At 57.0% G+C, this 20,218-nt stretch carries 20 protein-coding genes; 5 read left to right on the top strand and 15 right to left on the bottom strand.

The window, feature by feature from the left end; translation table 11 throughout:
• Positions 1–39: 39 nt before the first annotated feature.
• The 3 genes from nadR to serB are packed head-to-tail and all read right to left on the bottom strand — an operon-like array spanning position 40 to position 3,673.
• Positions 40–1,272 carry a multifunctional transcriptional regulator/nicotinamide-nucleotide adenylyltransferase/ribosylnicotinamide kinase NadR gene (nadR, locus tag INF73_RS07565; RefSeq protein WP_003856522.1) on the bottom strand — a complete coding sequence of 411 codons (1,233 nt, stop codon included), beginning with the start codon at positions 1,270–1,272 and terminating at the stop codon, positions 40–42.
• A 35-nt stretch (positions 1,273–1,307) separates the two neighbouring features.
• The gene (radA, locus tag INF73_RS07570; RefSeq protein ID WP_023293325.1) at positions 1,308–2,693 is read right to left on the bottom strand and encodes a DNA repair protein RadA; all 1,386 of its coding nucleotides are present in this window, start codon (positions 2,691–2,693) and stop codon (positions 1,308–1,310) included.
• Positions 2,694–2,704: 11 nt separating this feature from the next.
• Positions 2,705–3,673 carry a phosphoserine phosphatase gene (gene serB, locus INF73_RS07575; RefSeq protein ID WP_028015444.1) on the bottom strand — a complete coding sequence of 323 codons (969 nt, stop codon included), beginning with the start codon at positions 3,671–3,673 and terminating at the stop codon, positions 2,705–2,707.
• A 117-nt stretch (positions 3,674–3,790) separates the two neighbouring features.
• Here serB and INF73_RS07580 point away from each other — a divergent pair, with 117 nt between their 5' ends.
• On the top strand, positions 3,791–4,435 hold the full coding sequence (locus INF73_RS07580) for a YtjB family periplasmic protein (protein ID WP_028015443.1): 645 nt from the start codon (positions 3,791–3,793) through the stop codon (positions 4,433–4,435).
• A 39-nt stretch (positions 4,436–4,474) separates the two neighbouring features.
• Positions 4,475–5,491 (top strand): lipoate--protein ligase LplA, encoded by a 1,017-nt coding sequence (gene lplA / locus INF73_RS07585; RefSeq protein ID WP_126326288.1) that lies wholly within the window; start codon positions 4,475–4,477, stop codon positions 5,489–5,491.
• Positions 5,492–5,576: 85 nt separating this feature from the next.
• Here the strand turns inward: lplA and deoD are convergent, their stop codons facing one another.
• The 4 genes from deoD to deoC form a co-directional block, all read right to left on the bottom strand.
• Positions 5,577–6,296: a purine-nucleoside phosphorylase gene (gene deoD / locus INF73_RS07590; RefSeq protein ID WP_003856538.1), complete on the bottom strand. Its 720-nt coding sequence runs from the start codon at positions 6,294–6,296 to the stop codon at positions 5,577–5,579.
• Positions 6,297–6,421: 125 nt separating this feature from the next.
• Positions 6,422–7,645, bottom strand: coding sequence for a phosphopentomutase (gene deoB, locus INF73_RS07595; protein ID WP_193541928.1), 1,224 nt, complete (start codon positions 7,643–7,645; stop codon positions 6,422–6,424).
• Positions 7,646–7,698: 53 nt separating this feature from the next.
• The gene (gene deoA, locus INF73_RS07600; RefSeq protein ID WP_049137794.1) at positions 7,699–9,021 is read right to left on the bottom strand and encodes a thymidine phosphorylase; all 1,323 of its coding nucleotides are present in this window, start codon (positions 9,019–9,021) and stop codon (positions 7,699–7,701) included.
• 103 nt (positions 9,022–9,124) lie between these two features.
• Positions 9,125–9,904: a deoxyribose-phosphate aldolase gene (gene deoC / locus INF73_RS07605; protein ID WP_003856543.1), complete on the bottom strand. Its 780-nt coding sequence runs from the start codon at positions 9,902–9,904 to the stop codon at positions 9,125–9,127.
• 262 nt (positions 9,905–10,166) lie between these two features.
• On the opposite strand from deoC, the gene INF73_RS07610 reads away from it, so the two are divergent.
• Together INF73_RS07610 and INF73_RS07615 are read left to right on the top strand one after the other, a co-directional pair.
• Positions 10,167–11,702 (top strand): YjjI family glycine radical enzyme, encoded by a 1,536-nt coding sequence (locus INF73_RS07610; protein ID WP_193541913.1) that lies wholly within the window; start codon positions 10,167–10,169, stop codon positions 11,700–11,702.
• Complete coding sequence (locus INF73_RS07615; RefSeq protein ID WP_193541911.1) at positions 11,677–12,537, top strand: YjjW family glycine radical enzyme activase; 861 nt, start codon at positions 11,677–11,679, stop codon at positions 12,535–12,537. Before INF73_RS07610 ends, INF73_RS07615 begins: the two co-directional genes overlap by 26 nt.
• Here the strand turns inward: INF73_RS07615 and INF73_RS07620 are convergent.
• From INF73_RS07620 to INF73_RS07655, 8 genes are all read right to left on the bottom strand, one after another.
• Positions 12,532–13,314: a TatD family hydrolase gene (locus tag INF73_RS07620; protein WP_193541909.1), complete on the bottom strand. Its 783-nt coding sequence runs from the start codon at positions 13,312–13,314 to the stop codon at positions 12,532–12,534. The genes INF73_RS07615 and INF73_RS07620 overlap by 6 nt on opposite strands.
• A complete protein-coding gene (locus tag INF73_RS07625) occupies positions 13,311–14,363 on the bottom strand; it encodes a patatin family protein (protein WP_193541907.1) in 1,053 nt (350 codons plus the stop codon). Before INF73_RS07625 ends, INF73_RS07620 begins: the two co-directional genes overlap by 4 nt.
• Positions 14,364–14,483: 120 nt before the next feature.
• Positions 14,484–14,645, bottom strand: coding sequence for a DUF1328 domain-containing protein (locus INF73_RS07630; RefSeq protein ID WP_003856556.1), 162 nt, complete (start codon positions 14,643–14,645; stop codon positions 14,484–14,486).
• Positions 14,646–14,772: 127 nt separating this feature from the next.
• Positions 14,773–15,390, bottom strand: a complete 618-nt coding sequence (gene osmY / locus INF73_RS07635; RefSeq protein WP_028015434.1) for a molecular chaperone OsmY — start codon at positions 15,388–15,390, stop codon at positions 14,773–14,775.
• 300 nt (positions 15,391–15,690) lie between these two features.
• The gene (gene prfC / locus INF73_RS07640) at positions 15,691–17,280 is read right to left on the bottom strand and encodes a peptide chain release factor 3 (protein ID WP_028015433.1); all 1,590 of its coding nucleotides are present in this window, start codon (positions 17,278–17,280) and stop codon (positions 15,691–15,693) included.
• Between the two features lie 91 nt (positions 17,281–17,371).
• The gene (yjjG, locus tag INF73_RS07645) at positions 17,372–18,049 is read right to left on the bottom strand and encodes a pyrimidine 5'-nucleotidase (RefSeq protein WP_041911295.1); all 678 of its coding nucleotides are present in this window, start codon (positions 18,047–18,049) and stop codon (positions 17,372–17,374) included.
• A 19-nt stretch (positions 18,050–18,068) separates the two neighbouring features.
• Positions 18,069–18,512, bottom strand: coding sequence for a ribosomal protein S18-alanine N-acetyltransferase (rimI, locus tag INF73_RS07650; protein WP_028015431.1), 444 nt, complete (start codon positions 18,510–18,512; stop codon positions 18,069–18,071).
• Entirely contained in the window at positions 18,481–18,894 is a 414-nt protein-coding gene (locus INF73_RS07655) for a DNA polymerase III subunit psi (protein WP_041911296.1), read from the bottom strand. Before INF73_RS07655 ends, rimI begins: the two co-directional genes overlap by 32 nt.
• A gap of 102 nt (positions 18,895–18,996) precedes the next feature.
• On the opposite strand from INF73_RS07655, the gene rsmC reads away from it, so the two are divergent.
• On the top strand, positions 18,997–20,025 hold the full coding sequence (gene rsmC, locus INF73_RS07660) for a 16S rRNA (guanine(1207)-N(2))-methyltransferase RsmC (RefSeq protein ID WP_047367286.1): 1,029 nt from the start codon (positions 18,997–18,999) through the stop codon (positions 20,023–20,025).
• The last annotated feature ends 193 nt before the right edge of the window (positions 20,026–20,218 follow it).

A 20,218-nucleotide genomic window follows, 5' to 3' on the forward strand; every position in this document is an offset into this window, starting at 1 on the left:
CTATGTCCCCGGACCGTACAAAGGGCGAGGGGGAAGTTATTACCCCTGCTCCCCCATCATCTCCTTCACCAGCTCGACGCAGCGCAGGAAGCGGGTGTCATAATCCGACTCTTCCACATGCACAAACTCAACGTTGTTCTCGTTGAGCATCTCCACCAGCATGGTCTGGAACTCGCGCCTGTCCACCGAGCTGCCCAGGCTGCGCATGCCGTCGGCCACCCACGGGGTGTTGTTTTCCAGCAGGATCACCAGGTCAAAGCGGTATTCGTCAATCAGCGCCTGCACGAACGGGTGCTCGCGCCCCTCGTACTTTTTACAGAACGCCTGCGTGGTGACGAAATCGGTATCAATAAACGCCACTTTGTTAGCGTATTTCACCGCGAAATCAATGTACTGGGCGTGCCCGAGCGCGATTTTATCGTAGTCGGAATACTGCAGTGCCATCTCGTCGCCGCCGAGGTGAGAGAAGACGTAATCGCGTCCATACTCCCACGCGCTGGTGGTGTTGAAGATGTTCGCCAGCTTGTTGACCAGCGTTGATTTACCGCTTGACTCGCCGCCCAGAATAGCCACCGTACGCACGAAGAACGGCTTCACTTCGGTCGGAATATAATCCCAGTAGCGGAACGGGTTCTCGCGGATCTGCGCCCCGCTGATGTTCATAAAGGTCCGTTTCGGGTCGATCAGCACCGTCTCGATGCCCAGATGCTCGCGGAACTGCGGCGCGTCGGACTCTTCAGAGGTGTAGATCCAGTTAGGCGCAATGCCCTTCTCTTCCATAAACGCTTTGATGCCGTTGCTCCACACGTCCCAGCCGTGCGGGTACGGCTCCATGCCCTCTTCATTAAAGGCATGAATGCGAATGTTTTTCTGGTACTTAAAGGTCTGAAGCAGCCAGCGCAGACGGTCAGGCACGGTGGGCTGCTGCGACATGGCGCTGTCTTCAAAGAGCTGGCGATCGCGCGTTTCGTCGTAGCCCATGATGATGTGCAGCTCGTCCACCTGGCTACAGGCGCGCTGGATCAGATAGATATGCCCGGTATGCAGCGGATAAAACTTGCCGAACACCACGCCGATGTTCTTTTGCATTCGCGGGAACTCCAGCCCCAGAAAGCGGTGCAGCGCTTCAAGCTTCTGCGCGCTGGGGCTTTTGATTTTGGCGTTCAGCAACTGGCTCAGGTAGCCTTTGGTCATGCCGCTGGCGTCCGCCACCTGCTGCAGCGTGCAGCCCTTCTGGCGGATCGCGGTCTTGATGTAGTCAAATGATGACATAAATTACGGTGCCTCCTGCAAAATCGAATACGTAATTATAAGTCGTCAAAGACATTTAACGCATCTGCGAGTTTCTTAACGCCAAAGACCTGCATCCCTTCCGGGATTTTTTTCGGCACGTTAGCTGCCGGAACGATAGCCCGACGGAAGCCGTGCTTTGCCGCCTCGGAGATACGCTCCTGGCCGCTCGGCACCGGACGGATTTCCCCGGCCAGACCCACTTCACCGAAGACGACCAGATCCTGCGGCAGCGGTCTGTCGCGCAGGCTGGAGACCATCGCCAGCAGCAGCGCCAGGTCCGCGCTGGTCTCAGTGACTTTCACCCCGCCAACCACGTTGACGAACACATCCTGATCCGCCATCTGCAGGCCGCCGTGACGGTGCAGCACCGCCAGCAGGATCGCCAGGCGGTTCTGCTCCAGACCGACCGCCACGCGCCGCGGGTTACCCATCATCGAGTGATCCACCAGCGCCTGAATTTCAACCAGCAGCGGGCGCGTCCCTTCCCACAGCACCATTACCGAACTGCCGGAGGTGATCTCATCGCCACGGCTCAGGAAGATGGCCGACGGGTTGCTGACTTCGCGCAGCCCCTGCTCGGTCATGGCAAACACGCCTAACTCGTTCACCGCGCCGAAGCGGTTCTTGTGGCTGCGCAGGGTGCGGAAGCGGGAATCCGCGTCGCCGTCGAGCATCACCGAGCAGTCGATACAGTGTTCGAGCACTTTCGGTCCCGCCAGCGAGCCATCTTTGGTCACATGGCCCACCATCACAATCGCCACGCCGCGTGTTTTAGCAAAGCGCGTCAGGTAGGCCGCCGTTTCACGCACCTGCGCGACGCTGCCCGGCGAGGACTGGATGTCCGCCATGTGCATCACCTGGATGGAGTCGATCACCATCAGCTTCGGCTGCTCTTCTTCGGCGATCATGCAGATCTGCTCGATGCTGGTTTCCGACAGCATGTTCAAGTTGCCGGTCGGCAGGCCCAGACGGTGCGCGCGCATCGCCACCTGCTGCAGGGATTCTTCACCCGTCACGTACAGGGTTTTCATCTGTTCGGCGAGCTTGCAGAGCGTTTGCAGCAGCAGGGTTGACTTGCCCGCGCCCGGGTTACCACCGATAAGAATCGCGCTGCCCGGCACCACGCCGCCGCCGAGCACGCGATCGAACTCTTTAAACCCGGTGGAGAAACGCGGCAGCTCTTCGAGGCTGATGTCCGAGAGCTTCTGGACTTTCGCTACGCCCGCATTGCCCGCGTAGCCGCTCAGGCGCTCGTTGCGCGCCACGCTCGGCGAAGCCGCCACACCACGCACTTCGGTGATGGTGTTCCAGGCATGACAGGCGCTGCATTGCCCCTGCCAGCGCGGATAATCCGCACCACATTCATTACAGACAAATGCGCGTTTTGGAGCTTTCGCCACGGTTTACCTCGTTATTTCTGATTAAGGCTGCCGGAGAGAATGCAGAACACCCCCATCAGGTCAGCGTGACGGATAGTGACTTCCGTCTTTTCATTCACTTTTGGTTTGGCATGGTAGGCAATGCCAAGGCCAGCCACTTTGATCATTGGCAGATCGTTCGCGCCGTCGCCAATGCCGACGGTCTGCTCGACCGGAATCTCATACTTTTCCGCCAGGCGCGTCAGGGTATTGGCTTTGTACTGGGCATCCACGATATCGCCGATCACCTGGCCGGTCAGCTTGCCGTCCATGATTTCCAGCTCGTTAGCGACCACCGTGGTCAGATGCAGTTTCTCGCGTAGATAATCCGCAAAGAAGGTAAAGCCACCGGAGGCGATCGCCACTTTCCAGCCGAGGGACTGGAGCTTCAGCACCAGCTGCGTCAGCCCCGGCATCAGCGGCAGCACATCGCGCACCTGGCGCAGGATGTTAGCATCGGCCCCTTTCAGGGTCGCCACGCGCTGGCGCAGGCTGGCGGTGAAGTCCAGCTCGCCGCGCATCGCACGCTCGGTGACTTCCGCCACCAGCTCGCCGCTGCCTGCCAGTTTAGCAATCTCGTCAATACATTCGATCTGAATAGCGGTGGAGTCCATGTCCATCACCAGCAGACCCGGCGTTTTCAGGTGCGGAATTTTGCCGAGAGGCGCTACGTCCAGCCCGGCGTCATGCGCCAGACGCGTGGCGCGCTGCGTCAGGGAACCCGCGAGGCGAATGACCTGGTAATCTTCCACGCACCAGGCGGCAACAATGACCATCGCCGCGCCCAGTTTGGTTTGATACTGGGTCAGGCGTTGCTTATCCAGACCGCGTCCATAGAGGAGCCAGCCGCTACGGCCAGCGTGGTAATCCAGAGGCATCACCTCATCGCCACTTAACGAGAGCGGCAATCCTGGCCATAAAGAGACATCCGTTGGCAGGTCACACCAGGTAATGTTCGGCATTAAAGCTCCTGTAATTTTGTTCGCGCCGGAAGGTTCCAGAGGGAAAATAACGCATGAGGCTACCCTGTAACCATCACTTCTGGCAACATTAAGCCCTAAATTTTCAGCAGGTGGAATATGGCTCGCGCAAAACTGAAATTCCGGCTTCATCGCGCCGTGATTGTCCTGATCTGTCTCGCACTGTTAGTCGCATTGATGCAAGGGGCATCGTGGTTTAGCCAGAATCATCAGCGGCAGCGCAACCCGCAGTTTGAAGAGCTGGCCCGTACCCTGGCGCGCCAGGTGACGCTCAACGTTGCGCCCCTGATGCGCAATGAAACGCCGGACGATAAGCGGATAGGCCAGGTCTTGCGTCAGCTCACGGAAAACAGCCGCATTCTGGATGCGGGCGTGTACGATGAAAAAGGCGACCTGATTGCCCGCGCCGGTGAGCACGTCGACGTGCGCGACAGGCTGGCGCTGGACGGCAAAAAAGCCGGAGGCTATTTCAACCAGCAGATTGTCGAACCCGTTCAGGGTAAAAATGGCCCGCTGGGGTATCTGCGCCTGACGCTGGATACCCACACCCTGCCAACAGAAGCTAAGCAGGTGGATAACACCACCAATATTCTGCGCCTGATGCTGTTACTCTCGCTGGCGATTGGCGTCGTGCTGGCGCGCACGTTGCTTCAGGGCAAGCGTACCCGCTGGCAGCAGTCGCCGTTCCTGCTGACCGCCAGCAGGTCGGTTCCTGAAGACGAAGAGAGCGAGAAGAAGGAATAGTGATAAAGTAGGCGAAAGATATGGAAAAGGAACTCTGCCATGACGACGTTACGCCTGCTTATCTCTGACTCTCACGATCCCTGGTTTAATCTCGCGGTTGAAGAGTGCATCTTCCGCCAGATGCCCGCCACCCAGCGCGTCCTGTTTCTCTGGCGTAACGCCGATACGGTGGTCATCGGCCGCGCGCAAAACCCGTGGAAAGAGTGCAATACCCGGCGTATGGAAGAGGACAACGTCCGTCTCGCACGCAGGAGCAGCGGCGGCGGCGCGGTGTTTCACGATCTGGGCAATACCTGCTTTACCTTTATGGCGGGAAAACCGGAATACGACAAAACTATCTCTACGTCTATTGTGCTCAACGCGCTCAATGCGCTCGGCGTGACGGCTGAAGCCTCGGGGCGGAACGATCTCGTGGTCAAAACGCCCGAGGGCGACCGCAAGATCTCCGGCTCCGCCTACCGCGAAACAATGGATCGCGGGTTCCACCACGGCACCCTGCTGCTGAACGCCGACCTGAGCCGTCTGGCGAACTACCTAAATCCTGATAAGAAAAAGCTCCAGGCTAAGGGCATTACCTCCGTGCGCGGACGCGTGGCGAATCTGGTGGAGCTGCTGCCGGGGATTACGCACGAGCAGATTTGCGACGCGATCCGTGAAGCGTTCTTTGAACATTACGGCGAGCGCGTGGATGCGGAAGTGATTTCGCCGGATAAGACCCCGGATCTGCCCAACTTCGCCGAAACCTTTGCACGCCAGAGCAGCTGGGAATGGAACTTCGGCCAGGCTCCGGCGTTTTCACACCTGCTGGACGAACGTTTTACCTGGGGCGGCGTGGAGCTGCACTTTGACGTGGAGAAAGGCCACATTACCCGCACGCAGGTGTTTACGGACAGCCTCAACCCGGCACCGCTGGAAGCGCTGGCGGCCCGCTTGCAGGGCTGTTTGTATCGGGCGGATATGCTGCAGCAGGAGTGCGACGCGTTAATTGGGGATTTCCCGGAGCAGGAACAAGAGTTGCGGGACTTATCGGCATGGATTGCGCAGGCAGTACGCTAGTAAAAAAGCCCGCTGGCGCTGCGCTTAGCGGGCCTGGAAAACCGTAGGCCGGGTCAGGCGAAGCCGCCACCCGGCACAACAGCTCTTACTCTTTATCGCCCAGCAGAACGGATTCCAGCGCGATTTTGATCATGTCATTGAAGGTGGTCTGACGCTCGGCAGCGGTGGTCTGCTCGTGGGTACGGATGTGGTCAGACACGGTGCAGATGGTCAGCGCTTTCGCACCAAACTCAGCCGCTACGCCGTAGATACCCGCCGCTTCCATTTCCACGCCCAGGATGCCGTATTTTTCCATCACGTCGAACATGTCGCCTTCTGGCGAGTAGAACAGATCGGCAGAAAACAGGTTGCCCACGCGCGCGTCAACGCCCAGCGCTTTTGCCGCGTCAACCGCGTTACGCACCATGTCAAAGTCAGCGATTGCCGCAAAGTCATGATCCTTAAAGCGGATGCGGTTAACTTTAGAGTCGGTACATGCGCCCATGCCGATCACCACGTCACGCAGCTTAACGTCCATACGCACCGCACCGCAGGAGCCTACGCGGATGATTTTCTTCACGCCGAAATCGGTGATCAGCTCTTTGGTGTAGATGGAGCAGGACGGGATACCCATGCCGTGGCCCATAACGGAGATTTTGCGGCCTTTATAGGTACCGGTGAAGCCCAGCATGCCGCGAACGTTGTTCACTTCACGCACGTCTTCGAGGAAGGTTTCTGCAATGTGCTTCGCGCGCAGCGGGTCGCCCGGCATCAATACGACGTCAGCGAAATCACCCATTTCTGCATTAATGTGAGGAGTTGCCATCTTCAGTTCCTTTTACATTGTTGTTTTTGCCGGGTGGCGGCTACGCCTTACCCGGCCTACATTCTGTTCTCCCTCTCCCTGTGGGAGAGGGCCGGGGTGAGGGCATCAGGCCGCACCCAATCCGTTTAGAACATGGCCTTGCCATATTCCATGTCAGACGTACCAAAGTATTTCGCAATGGTCTGGCCGATGTCCGCGAAGGTTTCACGGTGACCCAGCGAGCCCGGCTTCACTTTCGGGCCGTACACCAGTACCGGAATGTGCTCACGGGTGTGGTCGGTACCGGTCCAGGTTGGGTCACAGCCGTGGTCTGCGGTCAGGATCAGAATGTCATCTTCCCCCACCAGCTCCATCAGCTCCGGCAGACGGCGGTCAAACAGCTCCAGGCCCGCAGCATAACCGGCTACATCGCGACGGTGACCCCAGGAGGAGTCGAAGTCCACGAAGTTGGTGAAGACAATGGTCTTATCGCCTGCTTCTTTCATCTCTTTGATAGTGGCATCGAACAGCGCATCCAGACCGGTCGCTTTCACTTTTTTGGTGATACCGCAGTTGGCGTAGATATCCGCTATTTTGCCCACGGACACCACGTGACCGCCCTTCTCGTCAACCAGCTTCTGCAGCACGGTTGGCGCCGGTGGCTCAACGGCCAGGTCGTGACGGTTACCGGTACGCTGAAAGTTACCCGCTTTGTCGCCGATAAACGGACGTGCGATTACGCGGCCAATGTTGTAGCCGCCTTCGGTCAGCTCTTCACGGGCGATTTCGCACAGCTCGTAGAGTTTATCCAGGCCAAACGTCTCTTCGTGGCAGGCAATCTGGAACACGGAGTCAGCAGAGGTGTAGAAAATCGGCTTGCCGGTTTTCATGTGCTCTTCGCCGAGCTGATCCAGAATCACGGTGCCGGAAGAGTGGCAGTTACCGAGGTAGCCCGGCAGGTTGGCACGCTTCACCAGCTTATCGAGCAGCTCCTGCGGGAAGCTGTTCTCGTGATCGGAGAAGTAGCCCCAGTCAAACAGCACCGGCACACCGGCGATTTCCCAGTGACCGGACGGGGTATCTTTCCCGGAAGAGAGCTCGTGCGCCCAGGCGTAGGCGCCCACCACTTCCGCGTTGCCGTCCATACCGGCTGCGATTTTACCGGTGGAGCCTTCATGCGCTTTTACCAGCCCGAGGTGGGTCAGATTAGGTAGAGTCAGAGGGCCTTTACGACCGTTGTCCGCTTCGCCTTTTGCACAGGCTTCCGCGATGTGACCCATGGTATCGGAACCCACGTCACCAAAACGTTCTGCATCTTCGGTTGCGCCGATGCCGAATGAGTCCAGCACCATAATAAATGCACGTTTCATAATTGTTCTCCGTACTTAGTGCTTCATAAAAATGCGATCAGATCAGTATACCGCTATTCAGTGATACGACGATAGACCGTCGGTGTGGTTTCCGGTGCTTTATCGTCAAGAGATATTGCCGCTTTCACCGCTTTCGCCGCGTCCTGCCAGCTGGCTTCGTCTTTCGCGTGGATCACTGCCAGCGGACGTTGGCCGTCGACGCTGTCGCCCAAACGGGCCATGTCGGTAAAGCCGACGCTGTAATCAATGGTGTCCGATGCCTGACGACGACCGCCGCCCATAGATACAACAGCCATGCCAAGCGCGCGGGTGTCCATGGCGGAGACAAAACCTTCGCCATCCGCATAAACAGCTTTGCTGAGCATCGCGGTTGGCAGGTATTTCGCGTAGTTTTCGACGAAATCGGTCGGGCCTTTCTGCGCCGCCACCATGCGGCCAAAGATCTCCGCCGCTTTGCCGTTGTCCAGCACCGCCTGCAGTTTCGCGCGGGCGTCCGCGTCGTCTTTGGCCAGCTTGCCGGAAATCAGCATCTCCACGCACAGCGCCATGGTGACATCGAACAGGCGCGGGTTACGGTATTCACCTGTGAGGAACTGCACGGCTTCGCGGACTTCAACCGCGTTACCGGCGCTGGAGGCCAGCACCTGGTTCATGTCGGTCAGCAGCGCGGTGGTGCGCACGCCCGCGCCGTTGGAGACGCCAACGATCGCTTCGGCAAGCTGAGCAGAGAGTTCATAGGTCGGCATAAACGCGCCGCTGCCCACCTTCACGTCCATCACCAGCGCGTCCAGCCCTTCCGCCAGTTTTTTGGCGAGGATAGAGGCGGTGATCAGCGGGATGGAGTCTACGGTGGCGGTAATATCACGCGTCGCGTAAAAACGCTTGTCTGCCGGAGCAAGAGAGCTGGTCTGGCCGATAATCGCCACGCCAACGTCTTTAATAATATCGCGGAAGCGATTGTCATCCGGGAAGATATCGAAGCCCGGAATGGCTTCCAGTTTGTCGAGCGTACCGCCGGTGTGGCCCAGGCCGCGCCCGGAGATCATGGGAACGTAACCGCCGCAGGCTGCCACCATAGGGCCGAGCATCAGCGAAGTCACATCACCCACGCCGCCGGTGGAGTGTTTGTCCACAATCGGGCCGTTAAGGTTGAGGCTTTTCCAGTCCAGAACGGTTCCTGAATCTCGCATCGCCATGGTCAGCGACACGCGCTCAGGCATCGACATATCGTGGAAGAAAATGGTCATCGCCAGAGCCGCAATCTGCCCTTCTGAGACGGTGTTGTCACGAATGCCGTTGATGAAGAAGCGAATTTCTTCGTCGCTTAAAGCAAGACCATCACGTTTTTTACGAATAATTTCTTGTGCGAGAAACACGGTAACCCCCATGCGAAATCGGGTGAATGACGGCGGGTACGCTTACCCGCCCTGCGATCCTGTAGGCCGGATAAGCGAAGCGCCATCCGGCATTGTCTGGCAATCAGTAGCTGCTTGCGCTCTTACCGTCGCCGTGACCCAGCGCCTTCAGCAGGCTTGCCAGCAGGCTGGACGCGCCGAAGCGGTAGTGGCGGGAATCGGCCCAGTCGGCGCCAAACAGCTCGTCGGCGATCGCCAGGAACTGCTGCGCGTCTTCCGCGGTACGTACGCCGCCCGCAGGCTTGAAGCCAACGGTTTTGGACACGCCCATATCGCGGATAACTTCCATCATGATGCGCGCGCTTTCCGGGGTCGCATTGACCGGCACTTTACCGGTAGAGGTTTTGATGAAATCCGCACCGGCTTTGATGGAGATTTCTGACGCCTTGCGAATCAGCGCCTCTTCTTTCAGCTCGCCGGTTTCGATGATCACTTTGAGCAGCACGTTTGCCGCCGCACACGCGTCTTTACAGGCTTTCACCAGGTCAAAACCGACCTGCTCGTTGCCGGCAATCAGCGCGCGGTACGGGAACACCACGTCAACTTCGTCTGCGCCGTAGGCAATTGCCGCGCGGGTTTCCGCCAGCGCAATCTCAATGTCGTCATTGCCGTGCGGGAAGTTAGTCACGGTTGCAATGCGCACGTCCGGCGTGCCCTGCTCTTTCAGCGTTTTGCGGGCAATCGGGATAAAGCGCGGGTAGATACAGACGGCGGCGGTGTTACCCACTGGCGTTTTCGCCTGATGGCACAGGGCGATGACTTTTTCATTGGTGTCGTCATCGTTCAGGGTGGTCAGGTCCATCAGCTTCAACGCGCGCAGGCTGCTTGCAGTTAAATCGGTCATAACATTCTCCAACGGCAGTGCCGTATAAATTTTACCTTGCGGGTCTGTGAGTATTCTAACATTCACCCGCATCCACACTTCGACATTCATCACAGTTAATGAAAACTGCGTACAAATTTGCATTACTGTAATGAGATCTTGTTCAAACTTTAGCGTGCAAATTGCTGACTAAAGCAGCGATACCCCTTGTTGGATCAAAAGCGCCGGCAGGCTGGCTTCCTACAATCCGTTCATCATCCGCAGAACATTCAAGGAAGTGAACATGCCCGACGCCCTGCAACAACGTTGCCAGCACATTGTGACAAGCCCGCTGTTAACCCCGGAGCAAAAACGTCATTTTCTGGCGCTGGAAGCGGAAAATTATCTGCCCTACCCGACGCTATCTCCGGCCGCCCGCGCCGCGCTGGACGAGGGGTTTATCTGCGACATGTACGAAGGCCATGCGCCCTACAAACCGCGCTACGTGCTGCCGGATTATGAAAAATTCCTGGCTAACGGTTCGGAATGGCTGGAGCTGGAAGGCGCGAGAGATCTTGATGACGCCCTCTCTCTGTTAACTATTCTCTATCACCATGTTCCTTCAGTGACATCAATGCCGGTCTATCTGGGGCAGCTTGATGCGCTACTGAACCCGTATGTTAGAATTCTAACACAAGAAGAAATCGATAGCCGAATAAAACGTTTCTGGCGCTATCTCGACAGAACGCTGCCCGATGCGTTTATGCATGCCAACATCGGGCCCGCCGACGGCCCTGTCACCCGTGCCATTCTTCGTGCAGATGCTGAACTGAAGCAGGTTGCGCCCAATCTGACCTTTATCTACGATCCTGAGATCACCTCAGACGATTTACTGCTTGAGGTGGCAAAAAACATTTGTGAATGCAGCAAACCGCATATTTCAAACGGCCCGGTGAATGATAAAATTTTCACAAAAGGCCGTTTTGGCGTGGTGAGCTGTTACAACTCTCTGCCGCTGGCGGGCGGTGGCAGCACCCTGGTGCGCCTTAACCTCAAGGCAATCGCCGAACACAGCACATCCATTGATGACTTCTTCACCCGCACGCTACCGCACTACTGCCAGCAGCAAATGGCCATCATCGATGCCCGCTGCGATTTTCTGTACGGGCAATCCGGCTTCTTTGAGAATAGCTTCCTGGTGAAAGAGGGGCTGATTGATGCCGATCGGTTTGTGCCGATGTTTGGCATGTACGGTCTTGCCGAAGCGGTGAACGTACTGTGTGAGAAAGCAGGCATGGCGGGGCGTTACGGGAAAGACGAGCAGGCCAACGCGCTGGGTTATCGCATCAGCGAACAGCTTGCGGCGTTTGTTGAAAATACGCCGGTGAAGCACGGCTGGAAGCATCGCGCGATGCTGCACGCCCAGTCAGGCATCAGCTCCGATTCGGGCACCACGCCGGGGGCGCGTCTGCCGTACGGTGACGAGCCGGATCCTGTCAGTCATCTGCTGGCCGTAGCGCCGCACCATAAACACTATCATTCCGGGATCAGCGATATTTTAACGCTGGATGAGACGGTAAAACGCAATCCGCAGGCGGTGGTTCAGCTTTGCCTGGGGGCGTTCAGGGCCGGTATGCGTGAGTTCACCGCGAATGTGGCCGGTAACGATCTGGTACGCGTGACCGGCTATATGGTTCGCTTGTCGGATCTGGAGAAATACCGGGAAGCGGGTTCAAGAACGAACACCACGTGGCTGGGGGAAGAGGCCGCACGCAATACACGTATTCTGGAACGTCAGCCGCGCGTGATAAGCCATGAACAGCAGATGCGCTTTAGTTAGTCAGGTCATCCCCTTCTCCTGCGTGGACGGGCCGGGCAGCCGCCTGGCGCTGTTCCTGCAGGGCTGTAACCTGCGCTGCAAAACCTGCCACAACCCGTGGACCATCGGGCGCTGCAATGACTGCGGGGACTGCGTGCCCCACTGCCCGCACGACGCGCTGACCATTCAGGCCGGACGCGTCTGGTGGCAGGAGAGTCATTGCCAGCAGTGCGACACCTGCCTGCGCCTGTGCCAGCAGCAGGCCACGCCTATGGCGCACCGCCTGAGCGTCGACGAGATCCTCGTTCAGGTCCGTAAATCCGCGCCCTTTATCGAAGGGATCACCGTGAGCGGCGGCGAAGCCACAACCCAACTGCCGTTTTTGATCGCCCTGTTTACCGCGATCAAAACCGATCCTGAGCTACATCATTTAACCTGCCTGGTAGACAGCAACGGTCTGCTAAGCGAAACCGGCTGGCAAAAACTGCTGCCGGTGCTGGATGGCGCAATGCTGGACCTCAAAGCGTGGGGGAATGAACATCACCGCTTCCTGACCGGACGCGAAAACCCGCAGATTAAGGAGAGCATTCGCTGGCTGGCAGACCGTCACCGTTTGACGGAGCTCCGCTTGCTGGTCATCCCGGAACAGTGTGATTATCTGAAACATATCAAACCGTTGATCGCGTTCATCCACGGGCTGGGGAATGTTCCGGTGCGTATTAACGCGTTTCATGCACACGGGGTCTACGGCGAGGCGGCGTCATGGCGCAGCGCCACGCAGGAGGATATTGAACCGCTGGCGCGGGCGCTGGAAAAACAGAAGATAACGGTGATTCGTCCGGCGCTTTATCTATAGCGTGATGCCAAAAACCGAACGGGTATTTTCGAGCAGCGCGCTGGCAATGACCTCTTCAGGTTCCTGACGCAATTCGCACAGCACGTCAAACACCCGCGCCGCCTGTTCCGGGCGATTCGGCTGCCCCTGAAAACCATTCAGCGGCATATCGGGGGCATCCGTTTCCAGTAACAGCGCAGAGAGAGGCAACTGCGCCATTACGTCACGGGTTTTACTGGAGCGCGGATAGGTGATGGTGCCACCGACGCCAATTTTATAGCCCAGTTCAATAAAACGCTGCGCCTGCTGCAGGCTGCCGGAAAAACCATGCACTACGCCTCTTCGCGGCAGGTCGATGCGCTTCAGGTGCATCGCCAGTTTGTCATGAGTGCGTCGGGAGTGGAGGATCACCGGCAGATCGTGACGTTTTGCCAGCCGAAGCTGCGCGTCCAGGATCGTCTGCTGGCGTTCAAACTGCGGATCTTCGCGATAGAGATCGAGGCCGATCTCGCCGATGGCGACAAGTTTCTCTCCTGCACGTTGCAGCACCCGATCCAGCTCTTCGAGATGCTCATCACGATGGCGCTCAATCACAATCGGATGCAGGCCGAGCGCGGCATAAAGCGCGGAGTATCGCGCGGAAAGCTCCAGCACGCGGGTAAAATAGGCGGCTTCAACCGACGGCACAATCATGGCCTGCACGCCGGCTTCGGCAGCTTTTGCAATGCTTTGCGCTTCATTCCCCGTAAACGGCGGGAAATCAAAGTGGCAGTGGGTATCAACAAAGCGGTGCGTCACGCCAGATCCTCATTATCCAGTAAAGCGTCATTCGCCTGCGGAATGTCCACCAGCGGCATGGTCAGGGCGTCATTGGCGACAATTGCAGGTGGCGTAATAATGCGTTTATGCCGATGCAGAGGCGGTTGCTCGGCCAGCATTTTCCCGACGGTCGCCAGGAAGTAACGCCCGCACAGCCGCCCCGTTTTGTAATCCATACGCAACGCAGGCAGCCGGCTGCCCAACGCCATGCTCAGCAGCGGCTTAGGCGGATAAATTTCAAAGATGCGCAGCTTGCCCGGGGGTTTTTCAATAAAGCGCTGCATCGCGCCGTAGGTGGTTTCATGCTGCTTCGCGATGTTCACCAGCGGCTGCAGGCTGCTGTCGCCCAGCCAGCGCTCCATCCGCTTAAACCACTGGGGGGTGTAATACATTTGCGACGGAACGGTACGGATCACCACGATGGTTTTCGCCCCGCGTCGCGCGGCTTCCTGAACCGGCACCGCGTCGCTGATGCCGCCGTCCAGATAGCTGATGCCATCCAGCAGCGCGCCAGTACGATAAAAACCGGGAATAGCGCTGGAGGCACGGATGATGTCGAGCCAGTTCTCCTTCTGCGGTGAGAAATAGCCCGGCGAATAGTCATCCCCCCGGCTGGCGCACATCCAGAATTCTTTGCCGCTATCAAACAGGCGGGCAGCGGTATCCATGGCCAGCGGCATCTGGCTGGAGGTCGACTCCAGCAGCCAGTCGAGATCGATCAGGTTGCCGCCGCGCACGAAGCGCACCGGGTTAAAAAATTCTTTCGCCGTGGTGAAGCGCATGATCACTTTTCGCGCGTAGCCGGGCTGGTTACAGACATAGGCAGAGAGATTCTGCGCCCCGGCGGACGTGCCGAAGTAGAGGTCAAACGGGTTGAACTGCGCGCGCATAAATTCATCCAGCACGCCGGCGGTGAAAATGCCGCGCTGTCCTCCCCCCTCGCAGACCAGTGCGAGTTGACCCGCACTAAACGGTTTTAACGTCAGCGGCGGAATATTGCCGAGCGTAACGGGAATTCGTTGCCCCACCTCTGCTTTCCTGTTTTGATTATTTTATCACTCCACAGTAACGCACCCGACCTGTAACGCAAATAAGAAAAAGCCAGTCGCAGTGACTGGCTTTATTTTGTTGAAGGAATATTGCGTTTGCTACGGACGTCTACGACCCGTAAACAGGCTGACCAGGAACAGAATAATACCGACGACGAAGACAATTTTAGCTGCCCATGCCGCCGTACCTGCCAGACCACCAAAGCCCAATGCGGCGGCAATTAACGCGATAACCAGAAATATAATGCCCCAACGAAACATAAGCTTCTCCTTTACCATAGTTAATGTCGGCCGCTAAACGTGAGCGCTCAGGTCACTCACCGGCGTTTTTCCAGAGTCGTTCTTATTTCGCCCGCAGGGTTAAACCTTACGGGCGAATGGTCCAGAATTACTTCGTTTTCAGATCGTTTTTAACGCTTTTAACACCATCAATGGCTTTCGCAATTGACTCGGCGCGTTCACTTTGCGCCTGTGAATCAACCGTACCGGAAAGCTGAACCACGCCATCGGTAGTTTCCACTTTCACCTTACGAGACGGCACGATGTCATCTGCTAACAGTTTAGCTTTGATTTCGCTGGTAGTAGCGGCATCACCGGCATAACCTTTCACCGAGGCGTTTTTACCGTCGCGAACGTGCAGTTTATCGCTCACGGATGCGACACCTTCGACACCCTTCGCCACCTTCACAGCCTGTTCGGCCTGGGCCTGGCTTTCAACAAAGCCACTCAGGGTAACGACCTTTTTGTCGGTCTTAACGGAAATATCGGTGCTCTTGATGGCTTCATCATCCACCAGTGCGGCTTTCACTTTTGCTGTGATAGAGCTGTCGTCCATGAAATTACCGACTTTATTCATAGAGCTATCGATTTTTTGCCCTGCGGTGTCGGCCGTGGACTGTGCTTTATCCATGGTGCTGCTTTCCGCCAGGGCGGAACCGCTAACCAGAACGCTACCCAGTGTTACAGCCAGCAGAGTTTTAGAAATCTTCAGTCTTGTCATATTCATCGATGTATTCCTGTGTTTTACCCGTTATTCGGGCTAAATACTTCCTTAGTAGTTTTATATATCGCGAATAAACACACGGGTGAAATGGAGAACCAATCGACATGCATTGAACAGTTAATTCATCCATGCCCGGTGCTAAACACTGAGTTAAATATAGATCACTCTCACAATGCCGCTTTCAGAATTGCGTAAAAAACGCGCGAATAGCGTGAATTTGCGGTGAATTAAGAACATTCCGCAAGGGACTAATAAGACAGGAATAAAAGAAGAGCACGGCGATTGCCGTGCTCCGGGAGGGGATTAGTGTTCGCGCGTTTTGCGGAACTGAACGTCTGGATAACGTTCCTGCGTCAGGTTCAGGTTGACCATCGTTGGCGCGATATAGGTCAGGTTGTCGCCGCCATCAAGCGCCAGCTGAATTTCGTTCTTACGCTTAAATTCTTCGAATTTCTTCACGTCAGAACACTCAACCCAGCGCGCGGTCGCCACGTTGACCGATTCGTAAATCGCTTCCACGTTGTACTCGCTCTTCAGGCGCGCAACCACCACGTCGAACTGCAGCACGCCGACCGCGCCAACAATCAGATCGTTGTTGGCGATTGGACGGAACACCTGCACGGCGCCCTCTTCAGAGAGCTGAACAAGGCCTTTCAGCAGCTGTTTCTGCTTCAGCGGATCGCGCAGACGAATGCGACGGAACAGCTCCGGTGCGAAGTTCGGAATACCCGTGAACTTCATCATCTCGCCCTGGGTGAAGGTATCGCCGATCTGGATCGTACCGTGGTTGTGCAGACCGATGATGTCGCCCGGATATGCCTCTTCAACGTGCGAACGGTCGCCCGCCATAAAGGTCAGCGCGTCGGAAATCACGACATCTTTACCGATGCGCACCTGGCGCAGCTTCATGCCCTTCTCATACTTACCGGACACCACGCGCATGAAGGCCACGCGGTCGCGGTGTTTCGGGTCCATGTTGGCCTGAATTTTAAAGACGAAGCCGGTGAACTTCTCTTCCTTCGCTTCCACTTCGCGGGTGTCGGTTTTACGCGGCATCGGCTGAGGTGCCCACTCCACCAGACCGTCCAGCATGTGGTCAACGCCGAAGTTACCCAGCGCGGTACCGAAGAAGACCGGGGTAATTTCGCCGCTCAGGAACAGCTCTTTGTCGAACTCGTGAGACGCACCCTTCACCAGCTCCAGCTCGTCGCGCAATTGCGCGGCCAGCTCTTCGCCAACGGCGGCATCGAGATCCGGGTTGTCCAGACCTTTCACAATGCGCACTTCCTGAATGGTGTGGCCTTTACCGGTCTGATACAGGTAAGTTTCGTCTTTATAGAGGTGATAAACCCCTTTGAACAGCTTACCGCAGCCAATTGGCCAGGTGATTGGCGCACAGGCGATCTTCAGCTCGTTTTCCACTTCATCCATCAGCTCCATCGGATCGCGGATGTCACGGTCGAGTTTGTTCATGAAGGTGAGGATCGGCGTATCGCGCAGACGAGTAACTTCCATCAGCTTGCGGGTACGATCTTCTACACCCTTCGCGGCGTCGATCACCATCAGACAGCAGTCCACCGCCGTCAGGGTACGGTAGGTATCTTCGGAGAAGTCTTCGTGCCCCGGGGTGTCCAGCAGGTTCACCAGGCAGTCGTGATACGGGAACTGCATCACGGAGGTGGTAATCGAAATACCACGCTGCTTTTCCATCTCCATCCAGTCAGATTTTGCATGCTGGCTGGAGCCACGGCCTTTAACGGTACCCGCAGTCTGGATCGCCTGTCCGAACAGCAACACCTTCTCGGTGATGGTCGTTTTACCGGCATCCGGGTGCGAGATAATGGCAAAAGTACGGCGCTTGGCCACCTCTTGCAGATAAGGAGACAACGTCATAATTAAATCTTCTTTTATAAGCGCGGCAGCACGCCACGCATCATGGAATACAAAATTGCGGCTATTTTACCCATCAACGGGGGGCAGGCAATCATTGTTTACACAGGAGTTGCTCCAGTTCGGTCAATGACGTGACGGTCCAGGTTGGCTCGATGCCTTCAGGCTTCACGCGGCCATGCGCATTCAGCCAGACGGTCGACAAACCTGACTTCATACCGCCAAGAATATCAGACTCTGCGGTATCACCCACCATCAGCACGCGATCGCGGTCGGGATTACCGGCCTGCGCCAGCGCATAATCGAAAATTCGCGGATCCGGTTTCGGCACCCCAACCTCTTCGGAGATCACCAGCGCATCGAAATGATCGCGCAGGCCGGTGCGCTCCAGGCGGATTTGCTGCAGGGCGGTAAAACCGTTGGTGATGATCCCCAGTTTCACCTTGCCTTTCAACGCATTCAGCAGGGAAACCGCGCCCGGCAGGGGCGCACAGATATCGGCCATGGCGTTAAGGAAAGCCTCGTTCAGCGTCCCCGGACTGACCTTTAAGCGCTCCGCCCAGACGTCAAATCGCTGGTGCTGTAGCTGTAACGCGGTGATGGCACCGTTCTGGTAATCCACCCACAGCGGCTTGTTCACCGCCTGATAGTCCTGAAAATCTTCGGCGGTGAAGGTCACGCTATAGTCGAGAAACATCCGCTGTAGGCCGCCGAACGAGTCAAACGTAAACAGCGTTTCGTCGGCATCAAAGAAAATCCAGTCCCATTTCATCGTTACAACCTTATATTCGTTATCCAATTGGCAGAGCCATGATAATGGCGTCTTCACGTCCCTCTGCGGTGGGGTAGTAGTTACGTCGGACTGTCGCCTCGTTAAAGCCTAAGCTTTCATAGAGCGCGATGGCGGCGACATTCGACGCGCGCACCTCCAGCCACAGGGTGAAAACGTCGCGGGTTTCGAGCTCACGAATGAGATGCTCAAGCAGTTCTCTGCCCAGCCCACGGCGCTGAAACGCCGGGTCGACGGCGATGTTAAACAGCGTCGCCTCGTCAAGAACCACCTGCGTGATGGCAAACGCGGCCAGGGTGCCGTCAACGTCCAGACGGTAGTTCAGATAGCGCTCGCCCTGATTGCTGGCAAACGTTTTTTCGCTCCACGGAAAGGCGTGGGCGCGTGTTTCAATCGCGAACGCTGCGGTCAGGTCAGGCGTCGTGAGGGAAGAAATCGTGTTCATATTCGCAGATTTGTTGCCATAGCGCGCTGCGCGCCTTTGGATTGGCTTTCAGCTCGTCCAGCGCTGGTGAGCTGATTTGGCTCCCCTGAAGAGAGATGTCGTTTGTCTCTCCGATGCGCCAGCTGTTACAGCGGCTATCAGGAGGAAGCATGGCAACCCGTTCCGGCGTCAGCTGTAAGACCTGGTCGGGCGTCAGCTTCAGGCTGCGAAGGACATCACCGATCAGGGGCTCATTCAGGGCAGGCAGTTCTTCCGCCACCATCACCAGCCGAACGTGCGCGGGGATGGAGATGGCGATTTCGCCCTGCAACGCCGTCGGGCGACGCAAAGCCCACTGGGTGATGCCCAGTTGCTGCAACTGCCAGTCTCGTCGGGATGTCATAGGGATAACTCCTGTCTCTCAGGCGCGCAAATATAGCAAATGTGTCGAAAGTGCGCCATCTACCTACTATAATCCCCGCCTGAGTTTATTGAGGAACAATTCATGTCTGCATTTACACCGGCAAGTGAAGTCTTGCTGCGTCACAGTGATGATTTCGAAGAAAGCCGTATTCTGTTTGCCGGAGATATGCAGGATGACCTGCCCGCGCGTTTCGACTGTGCTGAAAGCCGTGCCCACACCCAATACTACCACCACTGGCAGGTGCTGAGCCGCCAGATGGGCGAGCGCGCACGCTTCAGCCTGGTGGCGGAGCAGAGCGATATTGCCGACTGCGATACGCTGATCTACTACTGGCCGAAGAACAAGCCGGAAGCCCAGTTCCAGCTGATGAACCTGCTCTCCCTGCTGCCGGTTGGCTGCGATATTTTCGTGGTCGGTGAAAACCGCAGCGGTGTCCGTAGCGCCGAGCAGATGCTGGAAGCCTACGCGCCGCTGACCAAAGTCGACAGCGCACGTCGCTGCGGTCTGTATCATGGCCGTCTGGAAAAACAGACGACGTTTGATGCGCAGGCATACTGGGACGAGTACCAGCTTGACGGCCTGACCATCAAAACCCTGCCGGGTGTCTTCAGCCGTGACGCGCTGGATACGGGCAGCAAGCTGCTGCTCTCCACCCTGACGCCGCACACCAAAGGCAAAGTGCTGGACGTGGGCTGCGGCGCGGGCGTGCTTTCAACGGTGCTTGCCAGCCATTCACCAAAAGTGCGTTTAACCCTGTGTGACGTGAGCGCCCCGGCGGTAGAAGCCAGCCGCGCAACGCTTGCGGCCAACGGCATTGAAGGCGACGTGATTGCCAGCAACGTCTTCTCTGACGTCACCGGCCGCTTTGACATGATCATCTCTAACCCGCCGTTCCACGACGGGATGGAAACCAGCCTCGAAGCTGCGCAAACCCTGATCCGTGGCGCGACTCGTCACCTCAACAGCGGCGGCGAGCTGCGCATCGTGGCGAACGCCTTCCTGGCGTACCCGAAAGTGCTGGACGAAACCTTCGGCTTCCACGAAGTGATCGCCCAGACGGGCCGCTTTAAGGTCTACCGCACCGTGATGACGCGTCAGGCAAAGAAATAATTCGCCATACAATGTAGGCCGGATAAGCGTCAGCGCCATCCGGCAAGCAGGCGTCGCAATTCCGTCCATTTTTGCAGCAATCAATAAAAGGTGCGCACTTTTCTGTTGACGTAAAGCTGAAAACATCTAGAATGCGCCTCCGTGGTTACGATACTTTTACAGTATCGATGGTATGCGAAGGTGGCGGAATTGG

The organism is Enterobacter cloacae complex sp. P6RS, from assembly GCF_014982245.1.
In the GTDB taxonomy this organism is placed as follows: Bacteria; Pseudomonadota; Gammaproteobacteria; order Enterobacterales; family Enterobacteriaceae; genus Enterobacter; species Enterobacter bugandensis.